This is a genomic window from Pseudoclavibacter sp. AY1F1, from assembly GCF_002931075.1.
GTDB lineage: Bacteria > Actinomycetota > Actinomycetes > Actinomycetales > Microbacteriaceae > Pseudoclavibacter.
The window spans coordinates 309975-331661 of the sequence record NZ_PSTQ01000002.1; the positions used below are offsets into that span (position 1 = coordinate 309975).

General features: G+C 67.9%; 21 protein-coding genes. 17 read left to right on the forward strand and 4 right to left on the reverse strand.

Annotated elements, in window-relative coordinates; all coding sequences use genetic code 11:
• Positions 1-37 precede the first annotated feature (37 nt).
• From C5B85_RS05595 to dprA, 4 genes are all read left to right on the forward strand, one after another.
• Positions 38-2137: a RecQ family ATP-dependent DNA helicase gene (locus tag C5B85_RS05595; protein WP_219819341.1), complete on the forward strand. Its 2100-nt coding sequence runs from the start codon at positions 38-40 to the stop codon at positions 2135-2137.
• Positions 2138-2284: 147 nt separating this feature from the next.
• Positions 2285-2644 (forward strand): YraN family protein, encoded by a 360-nt coding sequence (locus C5B85_RS05600; protein ID WP_104285037.1) that lies wholly within the window; start codon positions 2285-2287, stop codon positions 2642-2644.
• On the forward strand, positions 2641-4269 hold the full coding sequence (locus tag C5B85_RS05605) for a YifB family Mg chelatase-like AAA ATPase (RefSeq protein WP_104285038.1): 1629 nt from the start codon (positions 2641-2643) through the stop codon (positions 4267-4269). The genes C5B85_RS05600 and C5B85_RS05605 overlap by 4 nt, the downstream gene beginning before the upstream one ends.
• Before the next feature lie 6 nt (positions 4270-4275).
• Positions 4276-5604, forward strand: coding sequence for a DNA-processing protein DprA (gene dprA / locus C5B85_RS05610; RefSeq protein ID WP_104285039.1), 1329 nt, complete (start codon positions 4276-4278; stop codon positions 5602-5604).
• A 3-nt stretch (positions 5605-5607) separates the two neighbouring features.
• Here dprA and C5B85_RS05615 read toward each other — a convergent pair whose 3' ends face one another.
• Complete coding sequence (locus C5B85_RS05615; RefSeq protein ID WP_104285040.1) at positions 5608-6078, reverse strand: MarR family winged helix-turn-helix transcriptional regulator; 471 nt, start codon at positions 6076-6078, stop codon at positions 5608-5610.
• Between the two features lie 65 nt (positions 6079-6143).
• Here C5B85_RS05615 and C5B85_RS05620 point away from each other — a divergent pair, with 65 nt between their 5' ends.
• Both C5B85_RS05620 and C5B85_RS05625 read left to right on the forward strand, forming a co-directional pair.
• The gene (locus C5B85_RS05620) at positions 6144-8267 is read left to right on the forward strand and encodes an MMPL family transporter (RefSeq protein WP_104285041.1); all 2124 of its coding nucleotides are present in this window, start codon (positions 6144-6146) and stop codon (positions 8265-8267) included.
• 70 nt (positions 8268-8337) lie between these two features.
• Positions 8338-9243, forward strand: coding sequence for a tyrosine recombinase XerC (locus C5B85_RS05625; protein WP_104285042.1), 906 nt, complete (start codon positions 8338-8340; stop codon positions 9241-9243).
• A gap of 283 nt (positions 9244-9526) precedes the next feature.
• Here the strand turns inward: C5B85_RS05625 and C5B85_RS05630 are convergent, their stop codons facing one another.
• A complete protein-coding gene (locus C5B85_RS05630; protein ID WP_146077856.1) occupies positions 9527-10885 on the reverse strand; it encodes a hypothetical protein in 1359 nt (452 codons plus the stop codon).
• A 210-nt stretch (positions 10886-11095) separates the two neighbouring features.
• Entirely contained in the window at positions 11096-11587 is a 492-nt protein-coding gene (locus C5B85_RS05635) for a murein hydrolase activator EnvC (RefSeq protein WP_181064294.1), read from the reverse strand.
• Positions 11588-11942: 355 nt separating this feature from the next.
• Here C5B85_RS05635 and rpsB point away from each other — a divergent pair, with 355 nt between their 5' ends.
• From rpsB to C5B85_RS05690, 11 genes are all read left to right on the forward strand, one after another.
• Positions 11943-12890 carry a 30S ribosomal protein S2 gene (gene rpsB, locus C5B85_RS05640; protein ID WP_104285045.1) on the forward strand — a complete coding sequence of 316 codons (948 nt, stop codon included), beginning with the start codon at positions 11943-11945 and terminating at the stop codon, positions 12888-12890.
• 27 nt (positions 12891-12917) lie between these two features.
• On the forward strand, positions 12918-13748 hold the full coding sequence (gene tsf, locus C5B85_RS05645; RefSeq protein WP_104285046.1) for a translation elongation factor Ts: 831 nt from the start codon (positions 12918-12920) through the stop codon (positions 13746-13748).
• 150 nt (positions 13749-13898) lie between these two features.
• Positions 13899-14624, forward strand: a complete 726-nt coding sequence (gene pyrH / locus C5B85_RS05650) for a UMP kinase (RefSeq protein WP_068483060.1) — start codon at positions 13899-13901, stop codon at positions 14622-14624.
• A gap of 123 nt (positions 14625-14747) precedes the next feature.
• Positions 14748-15302 (forward strand): ribosome recycling factor, encoded by a 555-nt coding sequence (gene frr / locus C5B85_RS05655; protein ID WP_068483057.1) that lies wholly within the window; start codon positions 14748-14750, stop codon positions 15300-15302.
• A 6-nt stretch (positions 15303-15308) separates the two neighbouring features.
• On the forward strand, positions 15309-16499 hold the full coding sequence (locus C5B85_RS05660; protein WP_258070603.1) for a phosphatidate cytidylyltransferase: 1191 nt from the start codon (positions 15309-15311) through the stop codon (positions 16497-16499).
• Between the two features lie 55 nt (positions 16500-16554).
• Positions 16555-17115 carry a DivIVA domain-containing protein gene (locus tag C5B85_RS05665; protein WP_374953083.1) on the forward strand — a complete coding sequence of 187 codons (561 nt, stop codon included), beginning with the start codon at positions 16555-16557 and terminating at the stop codon, positions 17113-17115.
• 94 nt (positions 17116-17209) lie between these two features.
• The gene (locus C5B85_RS05670; RefSeq protein WP_104285047.1) at positions 17210-17818 is read left to right on the forward strand and encodes a hypothetical protein; all 609 of its coding nucleotides are present in this window, start codon (positions 17210-17212) and stop codon (positions 17816-17818) included.
• A gap of 81 nt (positions 17819-17899) precedes the next feature.
• Entirely contained in the window at positions 17900-18547 is a 648-nt protein-coding gene (locus C5B85_RS05675) for a transglycosylase family protein (protein WP_104285048.1), read from the forward strand.
• 128 nt (positions 18548-18675) lie between these two features.
• Positions 18676-19440, forward strand: coding sequence for a transglycosylase SLT domain-containing protein (locus C5B85_RS19355; protein ID WP_219819342.1), 765 nt, complete (start codon positions 18676-18678; stop codon positions 19438-19440).
• 103 nt (positions 19441-19543) lie between these two features.
• Complete coding sequence (locus C5B85_RS19525) at positions 19544-19900, forward strand: hypothetical protein (protein WP_258070604.1); 357 nt, start codon at positions 19544-19546, stop codon at positions 19898-19900.
• Positions 19897-20655, forward strand: a complete 759-nt coding sequence (locus tag C5B85_RS05690; RefSeq protein ID WP_104285049.1) for an alpha/beta hydrolase — start codon at positions 19897-19899, stop codon at positions 20653-20655. Before C5B85_RS19525 ends, C5B85_RS05690 begins: the two co-directional genes overlap by 4 nt.
• Here the strand turns inward: C5B85_RS05690 and C5B85_RS05695 are convergent.
• On the reverse strand, positions 20627-21652 hold the full coding sequence (locus C5B85_RS05695) for a putative zinc-binding metallopeptidase (protein ID WP_258070605.1): 1026 nt from the start codon (positions 21650-21652) through the stop codon (positions 20627-20629). The genes C5B85_RS05690 and C5B85_RS05695 overlap by 29 nt on opposite strands.
• Positions 21653-21687 lie beyond the last annotated feature (35 nt).

Here is a 21687-nt window from a genome sequence, read left to right on the forward strand (position 1 = left end):
GGACGCCGATGTCGGTGGTTCGTGGGAGCCTCGTGGAGTGACAGAGACGACGATTCCCGACGCCACCGCATCCGCCGCGACACAGATCCTCAGGGCGCTGGTCGGCCGCGATGACGCGGTCTTCCATGACGGTCAGCTTGAGGCGATCTCGGCGATCGTGGATGAGCGACGTCGAGTCCTGGTTGTGCAGCGCACGGGCTGGGGCAAGTCGGCTGTGTACTTCATCGCGAGCCTCATGCTGCGTGCGCGCGGCGCTGGGCCGACCATCCTCATCTCGCCGCTGCTGGCGCTCATGCGCGACCAGGTGGAGGCCGCGGGCCGGGCCGGGGTCAGGGCTGTGTCCATGTCATCCGCGAACGCGCACGAGTGGGCGAGCATCCGCGAGCAGCTCGCGGCCGACGAGATCGATGTGCTCCTGGTGTCGCCTGAGCGTCTCAACAATCCGGAGTTCCGCGACACGCAGCTTCCCGAGCTCCTTCGCCGTACTGGCCTTGTCGTGGTCGACGAGGCGCACTGCATCTCCGACTGGGGTCACGACTTCCGCCCCGACTACCGTCGCATCGCGTCACTCATCTCCGGTCTCGGCACGGATATCCCGGTGCTCGCGACGACGGCTACTGCCAACGAGCGAGTTGTGCACGATATCGAAGAGCAGCTCGGCCGGAGCGGCATCCTGACCATCCGCGGCCCGCTTGCTCGCGCGAGCCTGCGGCTCGGTGTGCTGCGGCTCGGCAACGCGCGCGAGCGTCTTGCCTGGCTGCTGCAGCACCTTGACGAGCTGCCGGGGTCGGGCATCATCTACACCCTCACGGTTGCGGGGGCGGAGGACACCTCGGCCGCCCTGCGTGAGGCCGGTATCCATGCGCCCGCGTACACGGGCAAGACCGACCCGGACGAGCGCGAGCGCCTCGAGGGCGCCCTCAAGCGCAACGAGGTCAAGGCGCTTGTCGCCACGAGTGCGCTCGGCATGGGCTTCGACAAGCCCGACCTCGGCTTCGTGGTGCACCTCGGGGCCCCGTCCTCGCCCGTGGCGTACTACCAGCAGGTGGGTCGTGCGGGTCGTTCGAGCGCGTCTGCCGACGTGCTGCTCTTGCCGGGCGAGGAGGACCGCGCGATCTGGGAGTACTTCGCGACGGTGTCCATGCCAGACGAACAGCGCGCGCAGGCGGTGCTCGCAGCACTGGGTGGTTCACCCAGATCGACCGTCGCCCTCGAGTCAGCGGTCGACCTCCGCCGCTCGCGCCTCGAGCTGCTCCTCAAGGTGCTCGACGTCGACGGCGCCGTTCGGCGCGAGCAGGGTGGCTGGGTCTCGACGGGGCAGCCGTGGAGCTACGACGGCGATCGGTACGCGCGTATCGCGACCGCTCGTTCGGCCGAGGCGCAGGCGATGATCGACTACGAGCGCACCGGCGGCTGCCGCATGGAGTTCCTGCAACGGCAGCTCGACGACTCGACCGCGGCGCCGTGCGGGCGCTGTGACAATTGCGCCGGCATCTGGTTCGACGCGACGACGGATGCGGCAGTTCAGGCGAGAGCTGGGGCTGCGCTCGACCGTGTCGGCGCGGACATCGCGCCTCGGCGCCAGTGGCCGAGCGGCATGGCGAGCCTCGGCGTCGACCTCAAGGGGCGCATCCCGAAAGAACAGCAGGCGTCCGAGGGGCGGGTGCTCGCGCGCCTCAGTGACCTCGGGTGGGGTGGGCCGCTGCGGGAACTGTTCGCGTCGGCGGGTCCCGACACCGTCGTGACGGGGCCGCTCTTGCAGGCCTGCATCCGGATCCTGTCGGAGTGGAAGTGGGATGCGCGCCCGCAGGCCGTCGCGTTTGTGCCGTCGCGGTCGAGGCCGCTGCTCAGCGCGTCGCTGGCTGAGGGCATCGCGGGCGCGGGGCGCCTGCCCCTCCTTGGCTCGTTGGATCTGGTCCGCGGTGGACCTGCCGGGCAGCCGGGCGGGAACAGCGCGTTCCGGCTTTCCAACGTCGAGGGCCGCTTTTCGGCGGCCTCGCTCGAGATCCCGGCGGGGCCCGTGCTCCTGATCGACGATTTCGTCGACAGCGGTTGGACCATGACGGTCTGTGCACGCGAGCTTCGCCTGGCCGGGGCGAGCGCCGTGCTGCCGTTGGCCCTCGCGCAGAAGGGCTGACACGTAGCGCGGGCGCGCTCGCCCCTGGAGGAGGCGAGCACTCTGCTGACGTGGCGCCTGTGGAGAAGCGGTTGTCCACAGCGTCCCTCGTCGTTGCGCGTCAGTGGGTCGTGGCGGGCCAGACTCCCGGCAAGGGAGGTGGTGCGGATGCGTGCCAAGGATCAGCTGGGTCGGCTCGGGGAGAATCTCGCGACCGCGTACCTCGAGGAGCGCGGCCACGACGTGGTGGAGCGGAACTGGCGTTGCCGGGAGGGTGAGATCGACGTCGTCTCGCGTCAGGGCGGGTACATCGTGTTCACGGAGGTGAAGGCGAGGCGGTCGACCGCTGCCGGGCACCCGCTTGAGGCGATCACCCCGATGAAGCTCGCGCGGATGCGGCGGCTCGCGGGGCTCTGGATGCTCGCGCATCCCGACGAGCGGGGCGCGATGCGGCTCGACGTCATCGCGGTGATCGCACCGCACGACCGCACACCCGTCGTGGAGCACGTGGCGGGAGTTGGCGCATGACGCAGGGCACGGTCGGTCACTCGGTCGCGATCGCGCTCGAGGGTCTCGGCGGAGAGCTCGTGGAAGTGGAGACGCAGATCAGCCCGGGCCTGCCGTTCTTCAAGCTCGTGGGGCTGCCGGACACCTCACTCGGGGAGGCGCGTGAGCGGGTGCGAGCTGCGCTGCAGAGCTCGGGGTGCCCGCTGCCGGCGAGCCGCGTCATCACGAACATGTACCCCGCCTCGCTGCGCAAGCACGGCGCGGGTTTCGACCTTGCGATCGCGGTCTCGTTCCTCGCGGCGGCCGGCATCATCTCGGCCGAGTCGCCGACGAAGGCCGTCCACATCGGGGAGCTCTCGCTGACGGGGCAGGTGCGGGCGGTCATCGGCGTCCTGCCGGCCGTCGCGGCCGCTCGAGCCGCGGGCTTCGAGACCGTGGTGGTGCCAGCAGACTCGAAGGCTGAGGCAGAGCTCGTGGAAGACATCCGGGTAGTTGCCGTCGCCTCGCTGCGCGCCGTTGCCCTGCACTACGGCGCGGACGCCGCCGACCTCACGGAGGAGTTGGACTACCCATCCAGCTCCGCCGCCCGGGCAATCACGCGAGGCGAGCGGGGCTCCGAGGACGACGCGCAGCGGCACGAGGTGGGGCCTGCGCTCGACCTTTCCGACGTCGTGGGCAACGAAGCGGCGGTGCGGACGCTTGTCATCGCCGCGGCCGGTGGCCACCACCTGCTGATGCTCGGCCCGCCAGGCGCGGGCAAGACGATGCTTGCGGAACGCCTGCCAGGCATCCTGCCGGATCTCGAGCCAGAGGAGGCCGTGACGCTGGCCGCGGTCCGCTCGCTGCGCGGCATGCCGCTGTCCGCGCGCCTCGACCGCAGGCCGCCGTTCGAGGCGCCGCATCACACGGCGTCCGCGGTTGCGTTACTCGGCGGCGGCAGCGGCATGATCCGCCCCGGGGCCGTCTCACTCGCGACGGGCGGGGTCCTGTTCCTCGACGAGGCGCCGGAGTTCGCGCGCCACACGCTCGACTCGTTGCGGCAGCCGCTCGAGAACGGCGTCATCGAGATCCACCGTGCACAGGGGAGGGCCGCCTACCCGGCGGAGATGCAGCTCGTGCTGGCCGCGAACCCGTGCCCCTGCGGCAATCACGGTGACCGGGACGCGCAGTGCAGGTGCGATGCCTCGGCACCGCGACGCTACCTCGCCCGACTCTCGGGCCCGTTGCTCGACCGAATCGACCTGCAGCTGCGCGTCGAGCGCGTCTCGGCCGCCCGCGCGCGGCTCGTCGAGCACGAGGCGCAGCTCGGAGAAGCCGGGGAGCCTCCAGTTCAATCAGCGACCAGCACCGCGGCCGTCCGTGAGCTGGTCAAGCAGGCGAGATCCCTGGCCAGGCATCGGCTGGCATCCACTCCCTGGAGCATCAACGCGCGCGTCGTCTCGCGCTGGCTTCGCGCCCCGGACAACCGGCCGAGGCGGGAGGCCTACGCGCCGCTCGCGGTTGCGCTCGAGCGAGGGCAGGTCACGATGCGCGGGCACGACCGGGTGCTGCGCGTCGCCTGGACGATCGCCGACCTCGCCGGGGCCGCTCGCCCCGAACTCGAGCACATCCACGAGGCCCTCTCGTACCGGATCAGGCTGGGGTAGACGGAAATGACAGCACAGTTCGGCCAAGGTGACGGGGACGCCGGGCCACGAAGGAGCGCAGCCAAGGAGTACGAGCGGGAGCCAGGCCTCGATGAGTTTCGCGCAGCCCTGATGGGAGTCAGCGGTCCGAGCGGGGAGGCGATAAGCGACGACGAGGTGCGCGCCCGCGTCGCCCAGCTCGCCTGGTCCTGCACCGTCGAGCCCGGCGACGCGACGGCCGGTCTCCTCCTTGGCGCCCTCGGGCCGGTCGCGGCGCTGGAAGCCGTGACCTCCGGCTCGCTCCTGCGTCGCGCTCGGGAGCGCGGTGCTGGCGCCGGCATTCCGCTCGCGGACCTCGCGTCGGCGCTCGAGAGATGGCACGACCGTCTCAGCATTGCGCGCACCGTGGCGATCCTGCGGAGCTCAGCGAGGCTCGGGGTGCGAGCCGTGTTGCCCGGGGACAGGGAATGGCCAGGGCAACTCGACGATCTCGGACCGCACGCACCCTGCGCCCTCTGGGTGCGCGGGTCCGTGGACACGCTCCTGCAACTTGCCCCGTCGGTTGCGCTTGTCGGAGCTCGCGCGTCTACGACGTACGGCGAGGAAGTCACGGTGCGGCTCGCGAGCGGGCTGGCTGGCCGTGGGTACGCGATCGTCTCGGGCGGCGCCTACGGCATCGACGCCGTCTCGCACCGCGTGGCGCTCGCCGAGGGCGCGCCGACTGTCGCCGTGCTTGCCGGCGGGCCGGACCGCCTCTACCCGCAGGGCAACAGGTCGCTGCTCGAGCGGATTATCGCCGAAGGCGCACTCATCACAGAGCTGCCAGTCGGACAGGCACCCACTCGCTGGCGGTTTCTCCAGCGCAACCGCATCATCAGCGCGCTCTCCTCCGCCACGGTTGTCGTGGAGGCAGGCCGAAGGTCGGGGGCCGCGAACACCGCGGCCCACACGCTGACTCTCGGACGACCGCTCGGTGCGGTGCCCGGCCCGGTGACGAGCGCCGCTTCCGTGGGATGCCATCGGCTGCTGCGTGAGTCAGACGCGACGCTGATCACGTCGGTCGATGACATCGTCGAGATGCTCGGGCAAGGCCAGGGGAGCGAGCTCGCGCTTCCGGACGGCGAGGTCTGGCCGGGGGACAGGAGCTCGGCTCAGGATGCTGGACGCCTGTCGTCCAACGCGGTCCGGGCCAGGGACGCTCTCCGGGTCGGGAGGCCGCAGCGCGTCGACGCGATCGCCTCAGCGGCGGGGCTCACGTCGGCCGAGACCTCGGCCGGTCTCGCTGAACTCGAACTCGGCGGCCTCGCGCGGGAGGCGGTCGGCGGGTGGGTCAAGGCCTCCAATCGGCGACGCTGAAGATCAGCGCGGCGGCGGGAGGTGCTCTCGGTAGCTCGCTACGACACCCTCCAGGTAGCGCACGATGACCTCGCGCTCACCCTCGTCGAAGTCCTGGGCGACAGCATCGATGTCCATGATCATGGGAGCAAGCAGGCCCCGGGCTTTCGCGGTCGAGTCCTCGTCGGGAACCACCAGAACGCCACGACGGTCGTTCGGGTTCGGCTCACGTCGCACATGACCAGCCTTCACGAGCCGATCGACCACGACGGTCACCGCCGCGGTCGTAATCCCGAGCCTCCGGGCGATATCCGAGGGAGTGAGATGGCCTGACGAGATCAGGTGCTGCATCGCGACGAGGTCCGTGTGGTTCACCTCGAGCTCCTTCGCGACCACAACCTCGTACTCGTCGGAAATCGTGAGGATTTCCCGCAGCAGAGCGGTCGACTCATGGACGCGCGGAAACGCGCGACCCCGCTCATCCTCGGATTGCATGACGCCCATCCTAGCGCTAGGTTAGCTAAAGAAATTGATTACTAGTGAAATTAGGCGGTTCGTTCATGGGCGGGATCATCCGATTCATCACCGGCAAGGCGAGCGGCGCGATCGTCATTGCAGTCTTCGTTGCCCTCAGTGGCCTCGCCTTCTTCTGGGGGTCGGGAGAGAGCGGCGACGTCGCACCGGCGGGAGACCTGCCCGCGTCTGCCGAGTCCGCGAAGGTCGAAGAGGCGCTCGCGACCTTCGAAACCGAGGACCGCTCTGCTGCACTTTTCGTCTTCCACCGTGACGGCGAGGCGCTCACCCCGGACGACTTCGCCGCCGTAGCCGCGGCGAGCGCCGGTATCGCCGAAGCCGCGGGAGTGGACACGCTGCCACCCGCGTTCCCAGCGGAAGACGGTGAGGCCATGATCCTCACGGTGCCGCTCGACGCAACCACCGACGTCGATGCGCAGTCCACTCGTGCGGAGGCCATGCGCACCGCCGCAGCCGACGGGCTTCCCGAGGGGCTGGTGCCCGTCATGACCGGCCCGGAGGGCTTCGCCGTCGATATCGCGGCGGTCTTCGAGGGGGCGAACTTCACGCTCCTGACTGTCACCGTCCTGGTCGTCGCCTTCCTGCTCATCGTCACCTACCGGAGCCCCGTGCTGTGGCTCATTCCATTGTCCGTTGTCGGCCTCGCCGACGGCGTCGCCGGCATCGTCGCGACGCGCATCGTGGGCGCATTCGGGCTGACGATGGATGCGTCGATCAAGGGCATCCTCTCGGTGCTTGTCTTCGGCGCTGGCACCAACTACGCACTGCTCCTCATCGCCAGGTACCGCGACGAGCTGCGCGTCTCCGCAGACCGTCGCGAGGCCATGGCAACCGCGCTCCGAGGTGCGGGACCGGCGATCATCGCGAGCGGCGGCACGGTCGCGCTGAGCCTCGCGACGCTCCTCTTCGCCTCGCTCGGGGGCAACGTGGTGCTTGGCCTCGCGTGCGCCATCGGCGTTGTGGTCGCGATGGCGTTCGCGCTTGCGCTGCTCCCCGCGACCCTGGTGCTCTTCCCTCGGGGGATCTTCTGGCCCGTCGTTCCCCGCGTCGGCGACGACCAGCACGGCAAGGGGTTCTGGTTCAAGCTTGGTACCGGAGTCTCGAAGCGCCCGGCCATCGTGGCGGGGGCCGGCATCGTCGTGCTCATCGCACTGGCCGCCATCGCCCCGAGCATCAAAGTTGGCCTCGCCCAGACGGAGCGATTCACGTCGACGCCAGAGGCGGTTGTCGGACAGGAACTGCTCAACGACCACTTCCCTGACCTTGCCGGCGCTCCAGCCATCGTCGTCGCACAGTCGGGTGAAGCCGAGGCGGTCGCGCAGAGGGCGTCCGAGATCGATGGCGTCGCTTCGGCCTCGGTGGGTGACTCGAACGGAACGGTGACGCGCATTGATGTCGGTCTCTCATCTCCCGCGGAGACCGAGGAAGCGCTCGCGACGGTCGAACGACTGCGCGCCGAGCTCTCCCAGATCGACGGGGCGGAGGCCATTGTAGGAGGGCTCGACGCCCAAGCGCTTGACGAGCAGGCAGCCCAGGACCGCGACCAGCTGCTCCTGTTCCCGCTCATCCTCGCCGTGGTCTTCGTCGTTCTCCTGCTTCTCCTGCGCTCGCTCGTCGCGCCGATCCTGCTCCTGCTGACCGTCGTCGGCTCGTTCTTCGCCTCAGTCGGAGCGAGCTGGCTGCTCTTCACGAACGTCTTCGGCTTCCCTGCCCTCGACACCTCGGTGCTGCTGTTCAGCTTCCTGTTCCTCGTCGCCCTCGGCGTCGACTACAACATCTTCCTCGTGACGAGAGCGCGCGAGGAGGCCGTCAAGCACGGCACGAGGGATAGCATGATCCGCTCGCTGTCCGCGACGGGTGGGGTCATCACAAGCGCCGGCATTCTGCTCGCTGCCGTGTTCGCGGCCCTCGGCGTCCTGCCCCTCATCACGCTCACGCAGATCGGCATCATCGTGTGCGTCGGCGTACTGCTCGACACCCTGTTGGTGCGAACGGTCATCGTGCCTGCCCTTGCTTTCCTCACCGGTGACCGATTCTGGTGGCCGAGCAAGGCCATCCTCGGCGACCGGAAACCTGCGCATGCGGGGCCTGCGCATGCGGCGCCGGCGGAGCCGAAGCGCTCGGAGTCCAAGTCGGCGCACACGAAGTAGAACCTCTGGGTCATCACGTCTGGGTTGAGTCGCCGCCCGGCTCTCTGGGCGGCGACCTACGATGGGCGTCATGCAGGAGCTCTCCGTGGCCGTCGACGCGTACTTGCGCTCGCTGCGCTCCGAACGCGGGTTGTCGCCCCGCACGACCCGGGCCTACGCGGGCGACCTGAGTCTCCTCCTCGACTTCTGTGAGCGAGCGGGTGTCGCAGACCCGAAGTCGCTGAGCCTCGAGGTCTTCCGCGACTTGCTCTGGCAGCAGACGCAGGGGGGCAAGGCGGCCTCGAGTATCGCGCGTATGGCGGCCTCGTTCCGTGGATTCACGTCGTGGCTCGACGAGACGGGACGGGGTGCCGATTCTGCTCGTCGCCTGAAGAGCCCGAAGGCGGGGTCGACGCTGCCTCGTGTGGTCTCGGCAGACGGGATGCGGGGCATCTTGGGCTCGCTCGCAGATCGTGCGGCCACCGGGGACCCCGTCGAGCAGCGTGACCTCGCGATCATCGAGCTGTTGTACGCCTCTGGGATCCGTGTTTCTGAGTGCTGTTCGCTCGATGTGGGGGCCGTCGACCTCGAGCGCCGAGTTGTGCGGGTTGTCGGCAAGGGGGACAAGGAACGCGTTGTGCCTTTTGGCGCCCACGCGGCGAGGGCCATCGATCGCTGGCTGGCGTCCGGTCGCCCCGCGCTCGAGCAACCTCGATCGGGTCGTGCGCTCTTCTTGGGCGCTCGCGGTGGGCGACTGGACGTTCGAACGGTGTACGCGCTGTCCCGTGAGGTGCTCGGGGCTGCGCCAGGTGGTGGGCCTTCCGGGCCGCACACCTTCCGTCACACCGCCGCAACGCATCTGCTTGATGGGGGAGCCGACCTGCGTGCTGTGCAGGAGATCCTCGGGCACTCGGATCTCGGGACGACCCAGATCTACACGCACGTCTCGGCCGAACGACTCAAGGCCTCCTACCTGCAGGCGCATCCGCGAGCCTAGGGAACCTCCTGCGACAGGCAGGTTGTCGTTGTCGTTGTTGTTGTCATCGTGGTTGTTGGTCTCGGCGTTGTTGACACCTGTGGGTTGTAGGCCGTGCGCGTCGCCGCGACGGGTGGGTGGGCCCGTCGCGGCGCGCATGCGCGGCGTGGATCGCTGTCTGGGTGTGGCGCCTCCTCTCTTGGGCTCAGCCCGCGGTCGATGTTTCTGGCTGTGATCGCCTGCCGGGACTCACTGCCTGAGTCCTCCTCCTTGTGCGTCGGGCTTTTCGTGGGCGTCGGGCCGGTCAGCTTTCCCGTCGGCGGCTCAGGAGGCCCCAGGCGAGTGCGCCGGCGCCGATGACGAGGGCGCCGGCCCCGAGCAGGAGCGGCCAGTTGACCACCGCGGCTCCTGTCTGCGCCAGTGTCTCCGGCTGAGGGGTCGTCGGCGCAGTCGCCGGGGCAGTCGCCGGGGTAGTTGCTGCCGCGGTGTTCGCAGGCGTCGCTGTGGGCGGGACCGGCAGCGGCGTCGCGGTGGCGGTGGCGGTGGTGCTGGGCAGAGCGCTGGCGCCGGTGGTTGGCGTGGCCGATGAAGCCGGCGGTGTCTGCGCGCTCGTGGCAGTCGGGATCGCTGGCACGGTCGTCGGTGCGGCCGGAGGTTCGGTTGTGGGCGCTGGCGGCTGCGTGGCTGTCGGCGTCGGCGCGGGTGTGGCTGATGCCGTTTGGGTCGGCTGGGGTGTCGGGATGCGCGGGGGAGCGGCGGTCCGCGTCGGCGTGGGTACCGCTGTGGGCGTCGCTGACGTGGTGGGCGTCGTGGTTGGTGTCGGGGTGGTCGCAGGAGTCCGAGGCACCCGGTCCTGGCCTACGGCCGTGAACTCGCCGGGGACCGTGCCTCCGCTGCTCCCGAGCAACTGCGCGCCGGGCGTGTGCAGGAGCAGAATCTTCGCGGCCCACTGCTCCGACGGCGACGTGACCTTCGCCGTGCCGCTCACCGTGACGGGGCCGCGCTCGAGCGCACTGGCCGTCACCACGATCGACGCGGGCTCGCCAACCGCAAGCGTTGCGGTGTCGGTTCCCGTCGATGCGAACGTGGCGCCGCTCAGCACAGCCGTGCCCGTGGCTCCCGCAAGATTCGAGGCGAGCACGACGGTGCCCTTCTTCCCGTCCACGGCATCGGTGGTGAACTGAAGGCTCCCGGAGTGGCTCGCGGGTGCTCGAGCCCCGACCTTCGCCGCTCCCTCTCGGATGGTGGTGAGCGTGCCACTCACCTCCGCCCTCCGAGTCTCGGGGACCCGCCCGAGGAAGTGCTCGTCGCCGCTCGTGCCGTGGCTTGCGTAGCTCTCGGGGGCCGCGAGCGACCAGACGAACATCGCGACGGCACTCGTCACGGCCGGGTCGGTCGACTGTCCGTGGGTGGAGATCGCCCAGTTCACTCGCGCAGTGCTGTCGTCGCTCATCTGGAACTGCTGGCCATCGACGACGCCCCCTTTGGTGGTCTCGTCGAGTGGTCGCGGGAGCCAGGGCTGCAGACAGTACACGTTGCGCCCCTCGAAGCTGTACGCGCCGATTCGCCCCTGCCCTCCGTTCTGCGCATCGTCGAAACCGGGTCCGTAGCCGGCGGCGCTCGCGGTCTGTGCTCCCGAGAACAGCAGGAATGTCGCTGCCATCGCGAGCATCACGAGTCCAGCGCCGGCTCGAGCGAGGCGAGCCCGGAGGCCGCGAGCTGCGTGAGCGCCGCGTCCCCGCGAAGGTGCATCGTCGTGTGCGGTTCGGGGCCGTTGGTGGCTGCGGGCCTTTCGAATGTTGAGAGGAGTCATGTGGTGCCTTTCTGGTGTGTGGTTGAGAAGTGCCGCTCGGTGAGTCAGCGGTTCGGTGGTTCAGCGGTAGAGCGGGAGGAGCACAGCCGCTGCTGGACGAAGTCCGTCGAAGAGCGATGCGGGGTCGCGGTAGGCGCCCTCCTGGCGGACTCCGAGGTGGAGCGCCCCTTCCGGCGTGTGCCGGTGCTCCGCGCTCACAAGGCCGAGGCGTTGCCCGGCGACGACAACATCTCCTGGCTCGAGCTCGGAGACGACTGGCTCGTAGCTCGAAAGGGCACCGTCGGCGTGCTGGATCGAGAGCACGGGCCTGTCGACGACGAAGCCCGAGAACCTGACTGTTCCCGCCGCGGGCGCGAGGACGACGGCACCCGGAGCTGCCGGGATGTCGATGCCTCGGTGGCCAGCGCCATAGGGTGCATCGAGGTCAAACGCTCGAGAGACCACTGGCGGTGCTTCCACCGGCCACAGCCAACCGGCCGTCGCGGCCGATGCGCCAGGCGCCGGCAGCAGGCTGAGCTCGCAGAGCAGCGCTGCTGTCAGAAGGCAAGCCACAATGCGAGCTCCTCGGGCGGTGGTCGTTGGAAGCGGTGGCGGGTGGCGCATGCAGTCATGGTGCTTCGTCGCGAGGGAGTTCTTCGAGCGAGATGACCTGCCTGTGGATTACGGTTCTCCACAGGGTCCGCGACAACAGAGTCGCCGCCCCTGTTCCTTGCGTCACCGCGCGTGTGTAGACTGTCGCCAGCAGCCCGCAATGCGGGCTGACTTCGCGTGCCCATCGAGGTGTGCATCCATCGGTCTCCAGCACTGCTGTGCGAGAGCGGATGTGCACTGGGCACCAGGCTGTGCGGCCGCCGGTCGCAGAGAACAACCGCGCGCAGAGATGCGCATTCGAAAAGGGAGAACGACCATGGCTGTCGTTACCATCCGCCAGCTGCTTGACAGCGGCGTGCACTTCGGGCACCAGACCCGCCGCTGGAACCCGAAGATGAAGCGATTCATCTTCACCGAACGCAGCGGCATCTACATCATCGACCTCCAGCAGTCGCTTGGATACATCGATGCTGCATTCGACTTCGTCAAGGAGACGGTTGCCCACGGCGGCACCATCCTCTTCGTCGGCACGAAGAAGCAGGCACAGGAGTCGATCTCCGAGCAGGCAACTCGCGTGGGCCAGCCCTACGTGAACCAGCGCTGGCTCGGTGGCCTCCTCACGAACTTCGGCACCGTCCAGAAGCGCCTCAACCGTCTCAAGGAGCTCGACCTGGTCGACTTCGACGACACGACGCGCGGCTTCACCAAGAAGGAACTCCTCATCCAGCGTCGCGAGCGTGACAAGCTCGAGAAGTCGCTCGGTGGTATCCGCAACCTCTCGAAGACGCCCTCGGCGCTCTGGGTTGTCGACACCAAGAAGGAGCACCTCGCGATCGACGAGGCCAAGAAGCTTGGCATCCCGGTCATCGCGATCCTCGACACGAACTGCGACCCTGACGACGTCAACTACCCGATCCCGGGTAACGACGACGCCATCCGCTCCGTTGCACTGCTCACGCGCATTATCGCCGACGCAGCAGCTGAGGGCCTCATCCAGCGCCACCAGAAGCCGACCGAAGGTCAGGCAGAGGTTGAGCCGCTCGCTGAGTGGGAGAACGACCTGCTGCAGGGCGACGCGCCTGCCGCCGAGGCTGTCGTCGAGGCACCTGCCGAGACCGTCGAGGCACCTGCCGAGACCGTCGAAGCGCCTGCTGAGACCGTCGAAGCGCCTGCTGAGACCGTCGAAGCAGCAGCTGAGCCCGCCGAGGCAACCGAGGCCGCTGAAGCGGTCGAGGAAACCGAAGCCGTCGAAGAGTCCAAGTAACTTCAAGCATTAGGGAGAACCCCACACATGGCTAACTTCACTCTCGCTGATGTCAAGGAGCTGCGCGAGCAGCTCGGTACTGGCATGGTCGACACGAAGAAGGCGCTCGAAGAGGCCGACGGCGACAAGGAAAAGGCCGTCGAGATCCTCCGCCTCAAGGGTGCGAAGGGCAACGCGAAGCGCGCTGACCGTTCCACCAGCGAAGGCCTCGTTGCCGCGAAGGACAACGGAAACGGCACTGCGACGCTCATCGAGCTCGCAACCGAGACCGACTTCGTGGCGAAGGGCGACAAGTTCATCGCTCTCTCCGAGAAGGTGCTCGATGCTGTGGCCGCCGCCGGCGCGTCGACCCTCGACGAGGCTCTCGCAGCCCCCGTCGACGGAACGACCGTCAAGGAGACCATCGACGGTGTCGCCGCGATCCTCGGCGAGAAGATGGAGCTCCGCAAGGTGGCTCTCCTCAAGGGAGCCAACTTCGAGATCTACCTGCACCGCACCTCGCAGGACCTGCCACCGCAGGTCGGCGTCGTCGTGGCGTACGAAGGCGACGACGCGGCTACGGCTCGCGGCATTGCTCAGCACATCGCGATGTTCGACCCGCAGTACCTCACGCGTGAGGACGTTCCTGCCGATGCAATCGACAAGGAGCGGGTCATCGTCGAGGAGATCTCGCGGAGCGAGGGCAAGCCAGAGGCCGCCCTTCCGAAGATCATCGAAGGCCGCCTGACCGGCTTCTTCAAGCAGATCGTGCTCCTGGAGCAGGACTACGCTCGCGACAACAAGCAGACCGTGAAGAAGATCGCTGACGCCGCAAACGTCAACGTTCTCGACTTCGGCCGCATTCGCGTCGGCGCGTAGCACCACACGTTCACGAATTCGGGGCCGGATGCGCATGCATCCGGCCCCGTTTCGTGTCCCCGGAGGTGCCAGCGAACTTCGCCCCGAGATATGCGCGTGCTCCGCACAAGGTAGGCTCGTGGACGATCAGCGACCCTACAAGGAGCACAAATGTCACCACAGGCCCCGCGCAGACGCGTTCTCCTCAAGCTCTCTGGCGAAGCGTTCGGTGCAGGCAAGATGGGGGTCGATCCAGAGGTGCTCACGAGCATCTCCAAAGAGATCGCCGCTGCTGCACGCGACGTGGAAGTCGCCATCGTCGTCGGCGGAGGAAACTTCTTCCGCGGCGCTCAGCTCGCGAACGCCGGCATGGACCGGGCGCGAGCTGACTACATGGGCATGCTCGGCACGGTCATGAACGCGCTCGCGCTCCAGGACTTCATCGAGCAGGCGGGCACCCCGGCCCGTGTGCAGTCCGCCATCGAGATGCGCCAGGTTGCAGAGCCCTACATCCCCCTGCGCTCGAAGCGCCACATGGAGAAGGGCCGCGTCGTCATCTTCGGCGCTGGCGCCGGTCTCCCATACTTCTCGACCGACACGGTCGCGGCACAGCGCGCGCTCGAAGTCGGCGCAGACGTGGTCCTCGTCGCCAAGAACGGTGTCGACGGCGTCTACACCGCCGACCCGCGGCGCGACCCGAGCGCTGAACTGCTCCACTCGGTCACCTATCAGGACGCCCTCCAGCGTGGCCTCAAGGTCGTCGACTCGACGGCGTTCAGCCTCTGCATGGACAACGGCATGGACATGCGAGTGTTCGGCATGAGCCCAGAAGGCAACATCGCGCGCGCGATCCTCGGTGAAGACATCGGAACGCTCGTCACCTCGAGCCTCGACTAGCCGACTGCCTCGGCAGGCAGCTTCAACCGCGAATATTTCGTCAGCGCGCCGCGCCTTTGCGCGTGGCGTGCCCATCCCACCACCTCGGTAGGATGATGCAGAACGCCCTGGAAAGGACACCCCGTGATCAACGACGTGCTCACCGAGACCAAAGACAAGATGGCGAAAGCCGTCGACCACGCGAAGGAAGACTTCGCGACGGTGCGAACGGGGCGGGCGAACCCTCAGCTCTTCACGAAGATCCCCGTCGACTACTACGGAACGGCCACACCTCTCGAGCAGCTCGCTTCCATCGCGGTGCCAGAGGCCCGCGTGCTCGTCATCACGCCGTACGACAAGTCGGCGCTCAAGGAGATCGAGAAGGCCATCGTGTCGCGCCCGAACCTCGGTGTAACGCCGAGCAACGACGGCAACCTCATCCGCGTTGTCATGCCCGAGCTCACCGCTGACCGCCGCAAGGAGTACGTCAAGCTCGTGCAGACGAAGGCGGAAGAGGCGCGCGTTGCTGTCCGCAACATCCGTCGCAAGGCGAAGACTGACCTCGAGGCACTCAAGGACGAGGTCGGCGAAGACGACATCACGCGCGGCGAGAAGGAACTCGAGACCGCTACGAAGGCGCACATCGACCGCATCGACGAGGCTTCCAAGCACAAGGAAGCCGAGCTCCTCGAGGTCTAGCCGCTCGTGTCCACGACTGGGAGTGACGGGGCTGACCCCGGCGAGCGCCCGGACCCAGCGGTCCGGGAAGTTGCAGCGGAGCCCGAAGCGCACGGCACGGCGAGCGCTTTCGGGCCAGCTGCTGCTGAGAGTGAGGGCGAGGCCGCACCGCCCGCCGGGGACCCATCGGTCGCTGGCGAGCTCCCGGTCATGGCGGACGGTGAGGCCGCCCCGCCGCTGACACCCCTTCGCGCCCAGTCTCGCCTTGGCGATACGGGAGCGAACATCTTGCACGATCTCGAGTCGCGTGCACAGCACGCGCGCACGCAGGTCCGCGAGCAGCGAGACAAGCTGCGCGCGCGCAACGACGCGATCAACGCTCGCAGCGGCCGCAACCTGGCCTTCGCCGTACTTTTCGGTGTCGTGCTCGGGGCGATGCTCATCTCGAGCCTCATCTTCATCAAAGAGCTCTTCATCCCGTTCGCGATCGCGATGGTGGTCTTCGCGACGATCGAGCTCGCGAGCGCCATGCGCGGCGCGGGCCGCGACGTGCCGAGAATCCCGCTTGTCGCCGCGGCCGTCGCGATCATTCCCGCCGCGTACTACTTCGACGTCGTCGGCCAATGGATCGCGTTGCTTGTCGGCGTCCTCGTCGTCACCGTGTGGCGGCTCGTCGAGGCCTCGGTATCCAGTGCCAGGCCACCGCGGAAGTCTGTCTGGGCCGACTTCCTGGCTGCCGCCCTCATTCTCATCTACGTCTCATACCTCGGCTCGTTCACGGTGCTCCTCACCGCCCAGGAAGACGGGCAGTGGTGGGTGCTCGGCTTCCTCATCATCGTCGTAGCGGTGGACGTTGGCGCCTACGTCTTCGGGTTGAACTTCGGCAAGCACAAGCTCGCTCCGAAGATCAGCCCGGGGAAGACTTGGGAGGGGTTCGCGGGCGCCGCGCTGACCTCCGTGGTCGTCGGCATCCTCGTCAGCATCTTCCTCCTCGACCAGGCATGGTGGTTCGGCCTGGTCATGGGGCCGCTCCTCCTCATCACGGCAACAGCGGGCGACCTCACCGAGTCGATGATCAAGCGTGACCTGAAGATCAAGGACATGAGCTCCTGGCTTCCGGGTCACGGTGGCTTCTTCGACCGAATCGACTCGATCCTCCCGTCCGGAGCGATGGCCTTCGCGTTGTACTTCTGGAGCGCCGACACAACCCTCTGGTGATGCCCCGCCGGGGAGCCTGCGCCATCTTCGCCCGCAATGCGGCAGAATGGTCCGCGTGAGCAGCACTTCATTCCCTCTGGCATCTCGTGGCACCCTCGGCTACGACGCCGAAGAGGTCGACCGTGCATTCCGCGTCGCCCGGCAGCGTTACGACAACTTCGACAACGGCACGCAGGGCAAGCGCCTGTCCACGAGCAGCATCCGCCACACGGCGTTCACGATGCGCAAGGGCGGGTACTCCGCACCGCACGTGGATGCAGCCCTCGAGCGCCTCGAGGACGCGGTTGCGATTCGCGAGCGCGATGAGCACATCGACCGCGTCGGCCGCGACGTCTTCCTGCGCGAGACCAAGACCACCGCTCGCGCGGTGCTCGCGAGGCTCCGTCGCGAAGACGGCGAGCGCTTCGACCGCGTCTCCGTTCTGCAGCGTGGTTACGACGTCAAGGAGGTCGACGAGTTCTCGAGTCGCCTCGCGGACTTCCTGCGCGGGGGCACTGCCATGTCGCTGCGTGAGGTCCGAGGCGTCGCCTTCACACCAAAGCGCCACGGCTATAAGGAGACGCAGGTCGACCTGCTCATCGATGCCGTCATCGACGTCATGCTGGCCATTCGTTAGGAACACCTTCCACCTGCGCTTGGCCTGAGCGTTGTCAAATCGTGACCTTCCCGTTACGATTGCCGGGTCCCCTAGACCCGTCGGATGGAGCTCCATGCCGGAAACCACTGCAACGCGCGGAGAGCGTGCGCGCCAGCGCCGCAAGCAACGCGCGAAGCGCCGAGCCGCGATCTTCGGATCAACGGCCCTCGGCGTCGTCGCAGCTGGAGCCATCGCCGTGACGACGCTCACGGGCGCAGGCGCCACGGCTTCGGCCGACGCGTCCCTCACCCCGAGTGTGCAGGAGCTGTCTCAGGAGCAGGCTCAGGCCTACGCGGTACTCGCCGTCTCTGGCGAGAGCTCGCAGGGCGCCACGATCGACGACCGCGGCTCGAGCGTGAGCATCGACGTCGTGCCTACCGATCCCGCTTCACTCAAGAAGATCACCGAGGAGATGGTCAAGACCCAGTACGGCTGGGGTGCTGACCAGATGTCCTGCCTCGACAAGCTCTGGATGAAGGAGTCGGGCTGGAACTATCTGGCCGAGAACGCCGAGTCCGGGGCGTACGGCATTCCGCAGTCATGGCCCGCTGAGAAGCTCGCCACGATGGGTGCCGACTGGAAGACCAACCCGATCACCCAGATCAAGTGGGGGATCGACTACGTCGACCGAGCGTGGGGCACCCCCTGCGCCGCCTGGAACCAGCACAACGGCTCCTACTGAGTCGCCAGCGACGCTCCGCATGACCGCAGCGTCCCTTCTGGCTGAAGACCTCGCATTCGCGTTCCATTTGGGAGTACCCGCATGACAACAACACTCATCCGCACCGGCTCGACGCGAGCCTCTCGTCCAGCGGGCCTTCGCAGGCGTGTCGGCGCACGAGTAGTTGTCCCGACGCTCGCCGGCATCGCGATCGCGGCTCTCGCGGTCACCGCGACGGTCCAGCTCGGAGCGCAGAATGACGGCGAGAGCGGCGTGCTGGCGGTTGCATCCGTCGACGAGCTCACCGCCGCCGGGGCGCAGGGCTACGCCGTGAGCCTCGTCTCCGCTGTCGACGACACGCAGGCCTCCGATGCCCGCACGAGCGACATCGCGAGCATCGTCGTGACCACCCCGACGCCAACCCCCACGCCGGAGCCCGAGCCCGCGCCGGCCCCCAAGGCGCCATCCCCGGAGAGCAGCACCTCCGGTGGCAGCTCTTACGAAGAAGCGAACGTGTCCTCTGACCCGAGCATCGACGCGACGCTCGCGCGGATCGCTCAGTGCGAGTCCGGCGGCAACCCAGCCGCGGTGAACCCGGCGGGCTACTACGGGCTTTACCAGTTCTCCATCCCAACTTGGCAGTCAGTTGGCGGTACGGGCCTCCCCTCGGAAGCGTCAGTTGCCGAGCAGACGATGCGCGCGAAGATGCTGCAGGCGAAGGCCGGCTGGGGCCAGTGGAGCTGCTACTAAGCCTCGCTCGATGAAGTCTCGGAGCTAAGTTCTGCGGGAATGCCCGTGAGACTGACACTGGTTTCGTTGCCATTCCGTAACCATTCCGTTATCCTCGGGGGGTACCTAGTTCCAACCCCGGGAGATCAATGACCACGTTGCAGCGAACCGGCTCGACGCGAGCAGCGCGTCCGACAGCCGCACGACGCTCGCGGGCGAAGATCATCGTCCCCATCGCAGCCAGCACCGCGGTCGGCGCACTCGCGCTCACGGCCGTTCTGCAAGCCGGCGTCGCCGGTGGTACATCGCCGGCCCTCGCGATCGCACCGAGTGTCGCTGATCTCACCGCGGCCGGTGCGCAAGCGTACGAGGTCAGCCTCGTCTCCGCTGTTGAGGCGCAAGATGACGGTGCGGTTGCTGACGAAGCCGCAGCTGAAGCCGCGGCGGTCCCAACCACAACACCCCGCAGCAACGACCTGGCGGGAATCGTCGTGACGACGCCCACCCCGACTCCGACGCCCACCCCGACCCCGACGGAAGAGGAATCCAGTTCCTCGACCTCTTCTTCGTCGAATTCGTCGAAGAGCAGCCCGACGTACGTCGCTCCGGATCCGGGCACTTCGAAGGCCGTCGCCGCCGACGTCGTCGCGTCGATGGGCTGGGGCACCGGCGAGTTCGCCTGCCTCGAGAAGCTCTGGCAGCGCGAGTCCGGGTGGAACGCCGCCGCAGAGAACCCGTCTTCCGGTGCCTACGGCATCCCGCAGTCGCTACCCGGCAGCAAGATGGCCACTCACGGCTCTGACTGGCGCACGAACCCCGAGACGCAGATTCGATGGGGCATCGACTACATCAAGGGCCGCTACGGCACTCCTTGTGGCGCGTGGGCGCACTCGGAAGCCAAGAACTGGTATTGATTCGCCGGTTCTGACGCTGCACTCATCACAACGCCGCGTGGCCTCATGGTCACGCGGCGTTGTCTGTCAGCCCCGCTCTGCCGGACTTCCTAGAATGGATGTCATGCCCCGCTCGAACCGATCCCGCCGTCAAGGCGGCGAGACCTCGCCGAAGGCGAGGGGCGGCCGGGCGGCGAAATGGCAGCAGGCCGCCGTCGAGCGAGAGGCCGGGGGAGCCGATCAGCTCGAGCATCTGCGGGATGGCTGGCGCCGCACCGAGGTGCGACGCGGGATCTCCTACACCGTCCAGCCGATCGCGGCCGCACGTGCGGTGAAGGCCTACGTCTGCCCGGCCTGCCAGAACCCTGTCGAGGCCGGGACCGCCCACGTCGTCGTCTGGCGGGCAGAGGGCATCCTCGGGGACGAGCAAGCCCTGGCGGCCCGCCGCCACTGGCACAACCACTGTTGGAGGATGGCGTGAACGAAGCATCGAAGACCTCTGAGGCTCCAGCCGCCGTCGAGATCAAGAGCGGAACCGTGCTGCCGGCGCGCCGCGAGGAGATCGAGCTGCGCACGAGCGACGGCCTCACGCTGGTTGGCGAGCTGGCCCAGCCGCTCGATCGGGAACCCGTCGCGACGCTCGTCACGCTGCATCCGCTGCCAACCGCAGGCGGGTTCATGGACTCGCACGTGCTGCGCAAGGCCTCGCTTCGGCTCCCCGCGCAAGCTGACCTCGCGGTGCTCCGTTTCAACACGCGTGGCACGACGTCTCCGCGGGGCACGAGCGAGGGTGAGTTCGGCGACGGTGAGACTGAGCGCGCCGACGTCGAGGCGGCTATGGCGTTTGTCCGCGAGCGTGGCCTGCCGAACCCGTGGCTGGTCGGCTGGTCGTTCGGCACCGAGCTGGCGCTCAAGCACGGCCACGAGCACGGCGACGTTCAGGGACTCATTCTGCTCTCGCCGCCGCTGCGCCGCACGAGCCAGGCCGAACTCGACCGATGGGCGGATGCGAGCATCCCAGTGGTGCTTGTTGTGCCAGAGCACGACGACTTCCTGAAGCCGGACGAGGCGGCAGAGCGCATCGCCCACCTCCCGAACCTCGAGCTTGTGCCCATCGAAGACGGGCGCCACCTGTGGGTGGGGGAGAAGCAGACCAAGCGCGTGCTGACCGAGATCGTGCAGCGCACGAACCCGGCAGCCCTGCCGCTCAGCTCGTCGTGGCCGAGCGGCGTGTGATCCGCGTCACGATGCGGTGCATGAACCCCAGCTTGACCTCCGTCGGCGCGTTCAGCACAAACGGGTAGAGGTCGTTCTGCCCCATCGCCCGACTGAAGCGGTTGAGGAGCAGCGACACCTCATGCCAATCCGCGAGGACACGCTCGATCGGCTCGTACGTGTAGTCGATCAGCGGGGTGATCGCGGGCTGCAGGTGCACGCGGGATGCGGCGGCGGTCCAGAGCGAGCCGAGGATGTGCAGGTAGTGGGCGAAGGTCTCGGCAAAGTCCTCCCACGGGTGCATCGTCGCGTACTCGGAGATGAACGACGCTGACCAGCCCTCTGGGGCGCCGAAGCGGTAATGGTGGTCAAGCGCCTCGCGGTAGCTAGCCCGTTCGTCGCCGAAGAGCTCCCGGCACTCGTCGAGCAGCGCCTCGTCGTCGAGCAGGATCGACTGGTAGTAGTGGCCGATCTCGTGCCGGAAGTGCCCGAGCAGCGTCCGGTACGGCTCGCCGAGGCGCACGCGGAGTGCCTCGCGGTGCGCATCGAGCGTCTCGGCCAGATCGATCGTGATAATGCCGTTCGCGTGCCCGATCGTCACGCGCTGGCCAGAGCTCCGGCTCGAGAGGAGGTCGAAGCCCAGTCCACCATCGCGCTCCAGGTAGCTCTCGATCGGCAGTCGCAGATGGAGGCACTGCGCGAGCAGGCGCCGCTTGTCGGCGTTCGCCTCGGCGAGCTTCTCGAGCGCAAGCGTGTCGTCGGAGTCGGGGCGCTTGCGGACCAGCCGGCACGAGAGGCAGGAGGACGTGGCGATGCCGTCTTCCACGAGCCAGTTGCACTGCCAGTCACGGTTGCCACAGGCCCGCCAGAGGCGGCCCTCGACGAGCACTGCGCCGCCGCTCACGTCGACGAACGCCTGGGTCTCATCGTGGAAGGCGATCGGCGTCGCGCAGGCGTCGCACGACAGCGACTCGAGCATGACGAGGGACGCGCAACGGGGGCACTTGATGCTCTGCACGCCTCGAATCATATGGGCAAGGAAGGCGCGTCCGT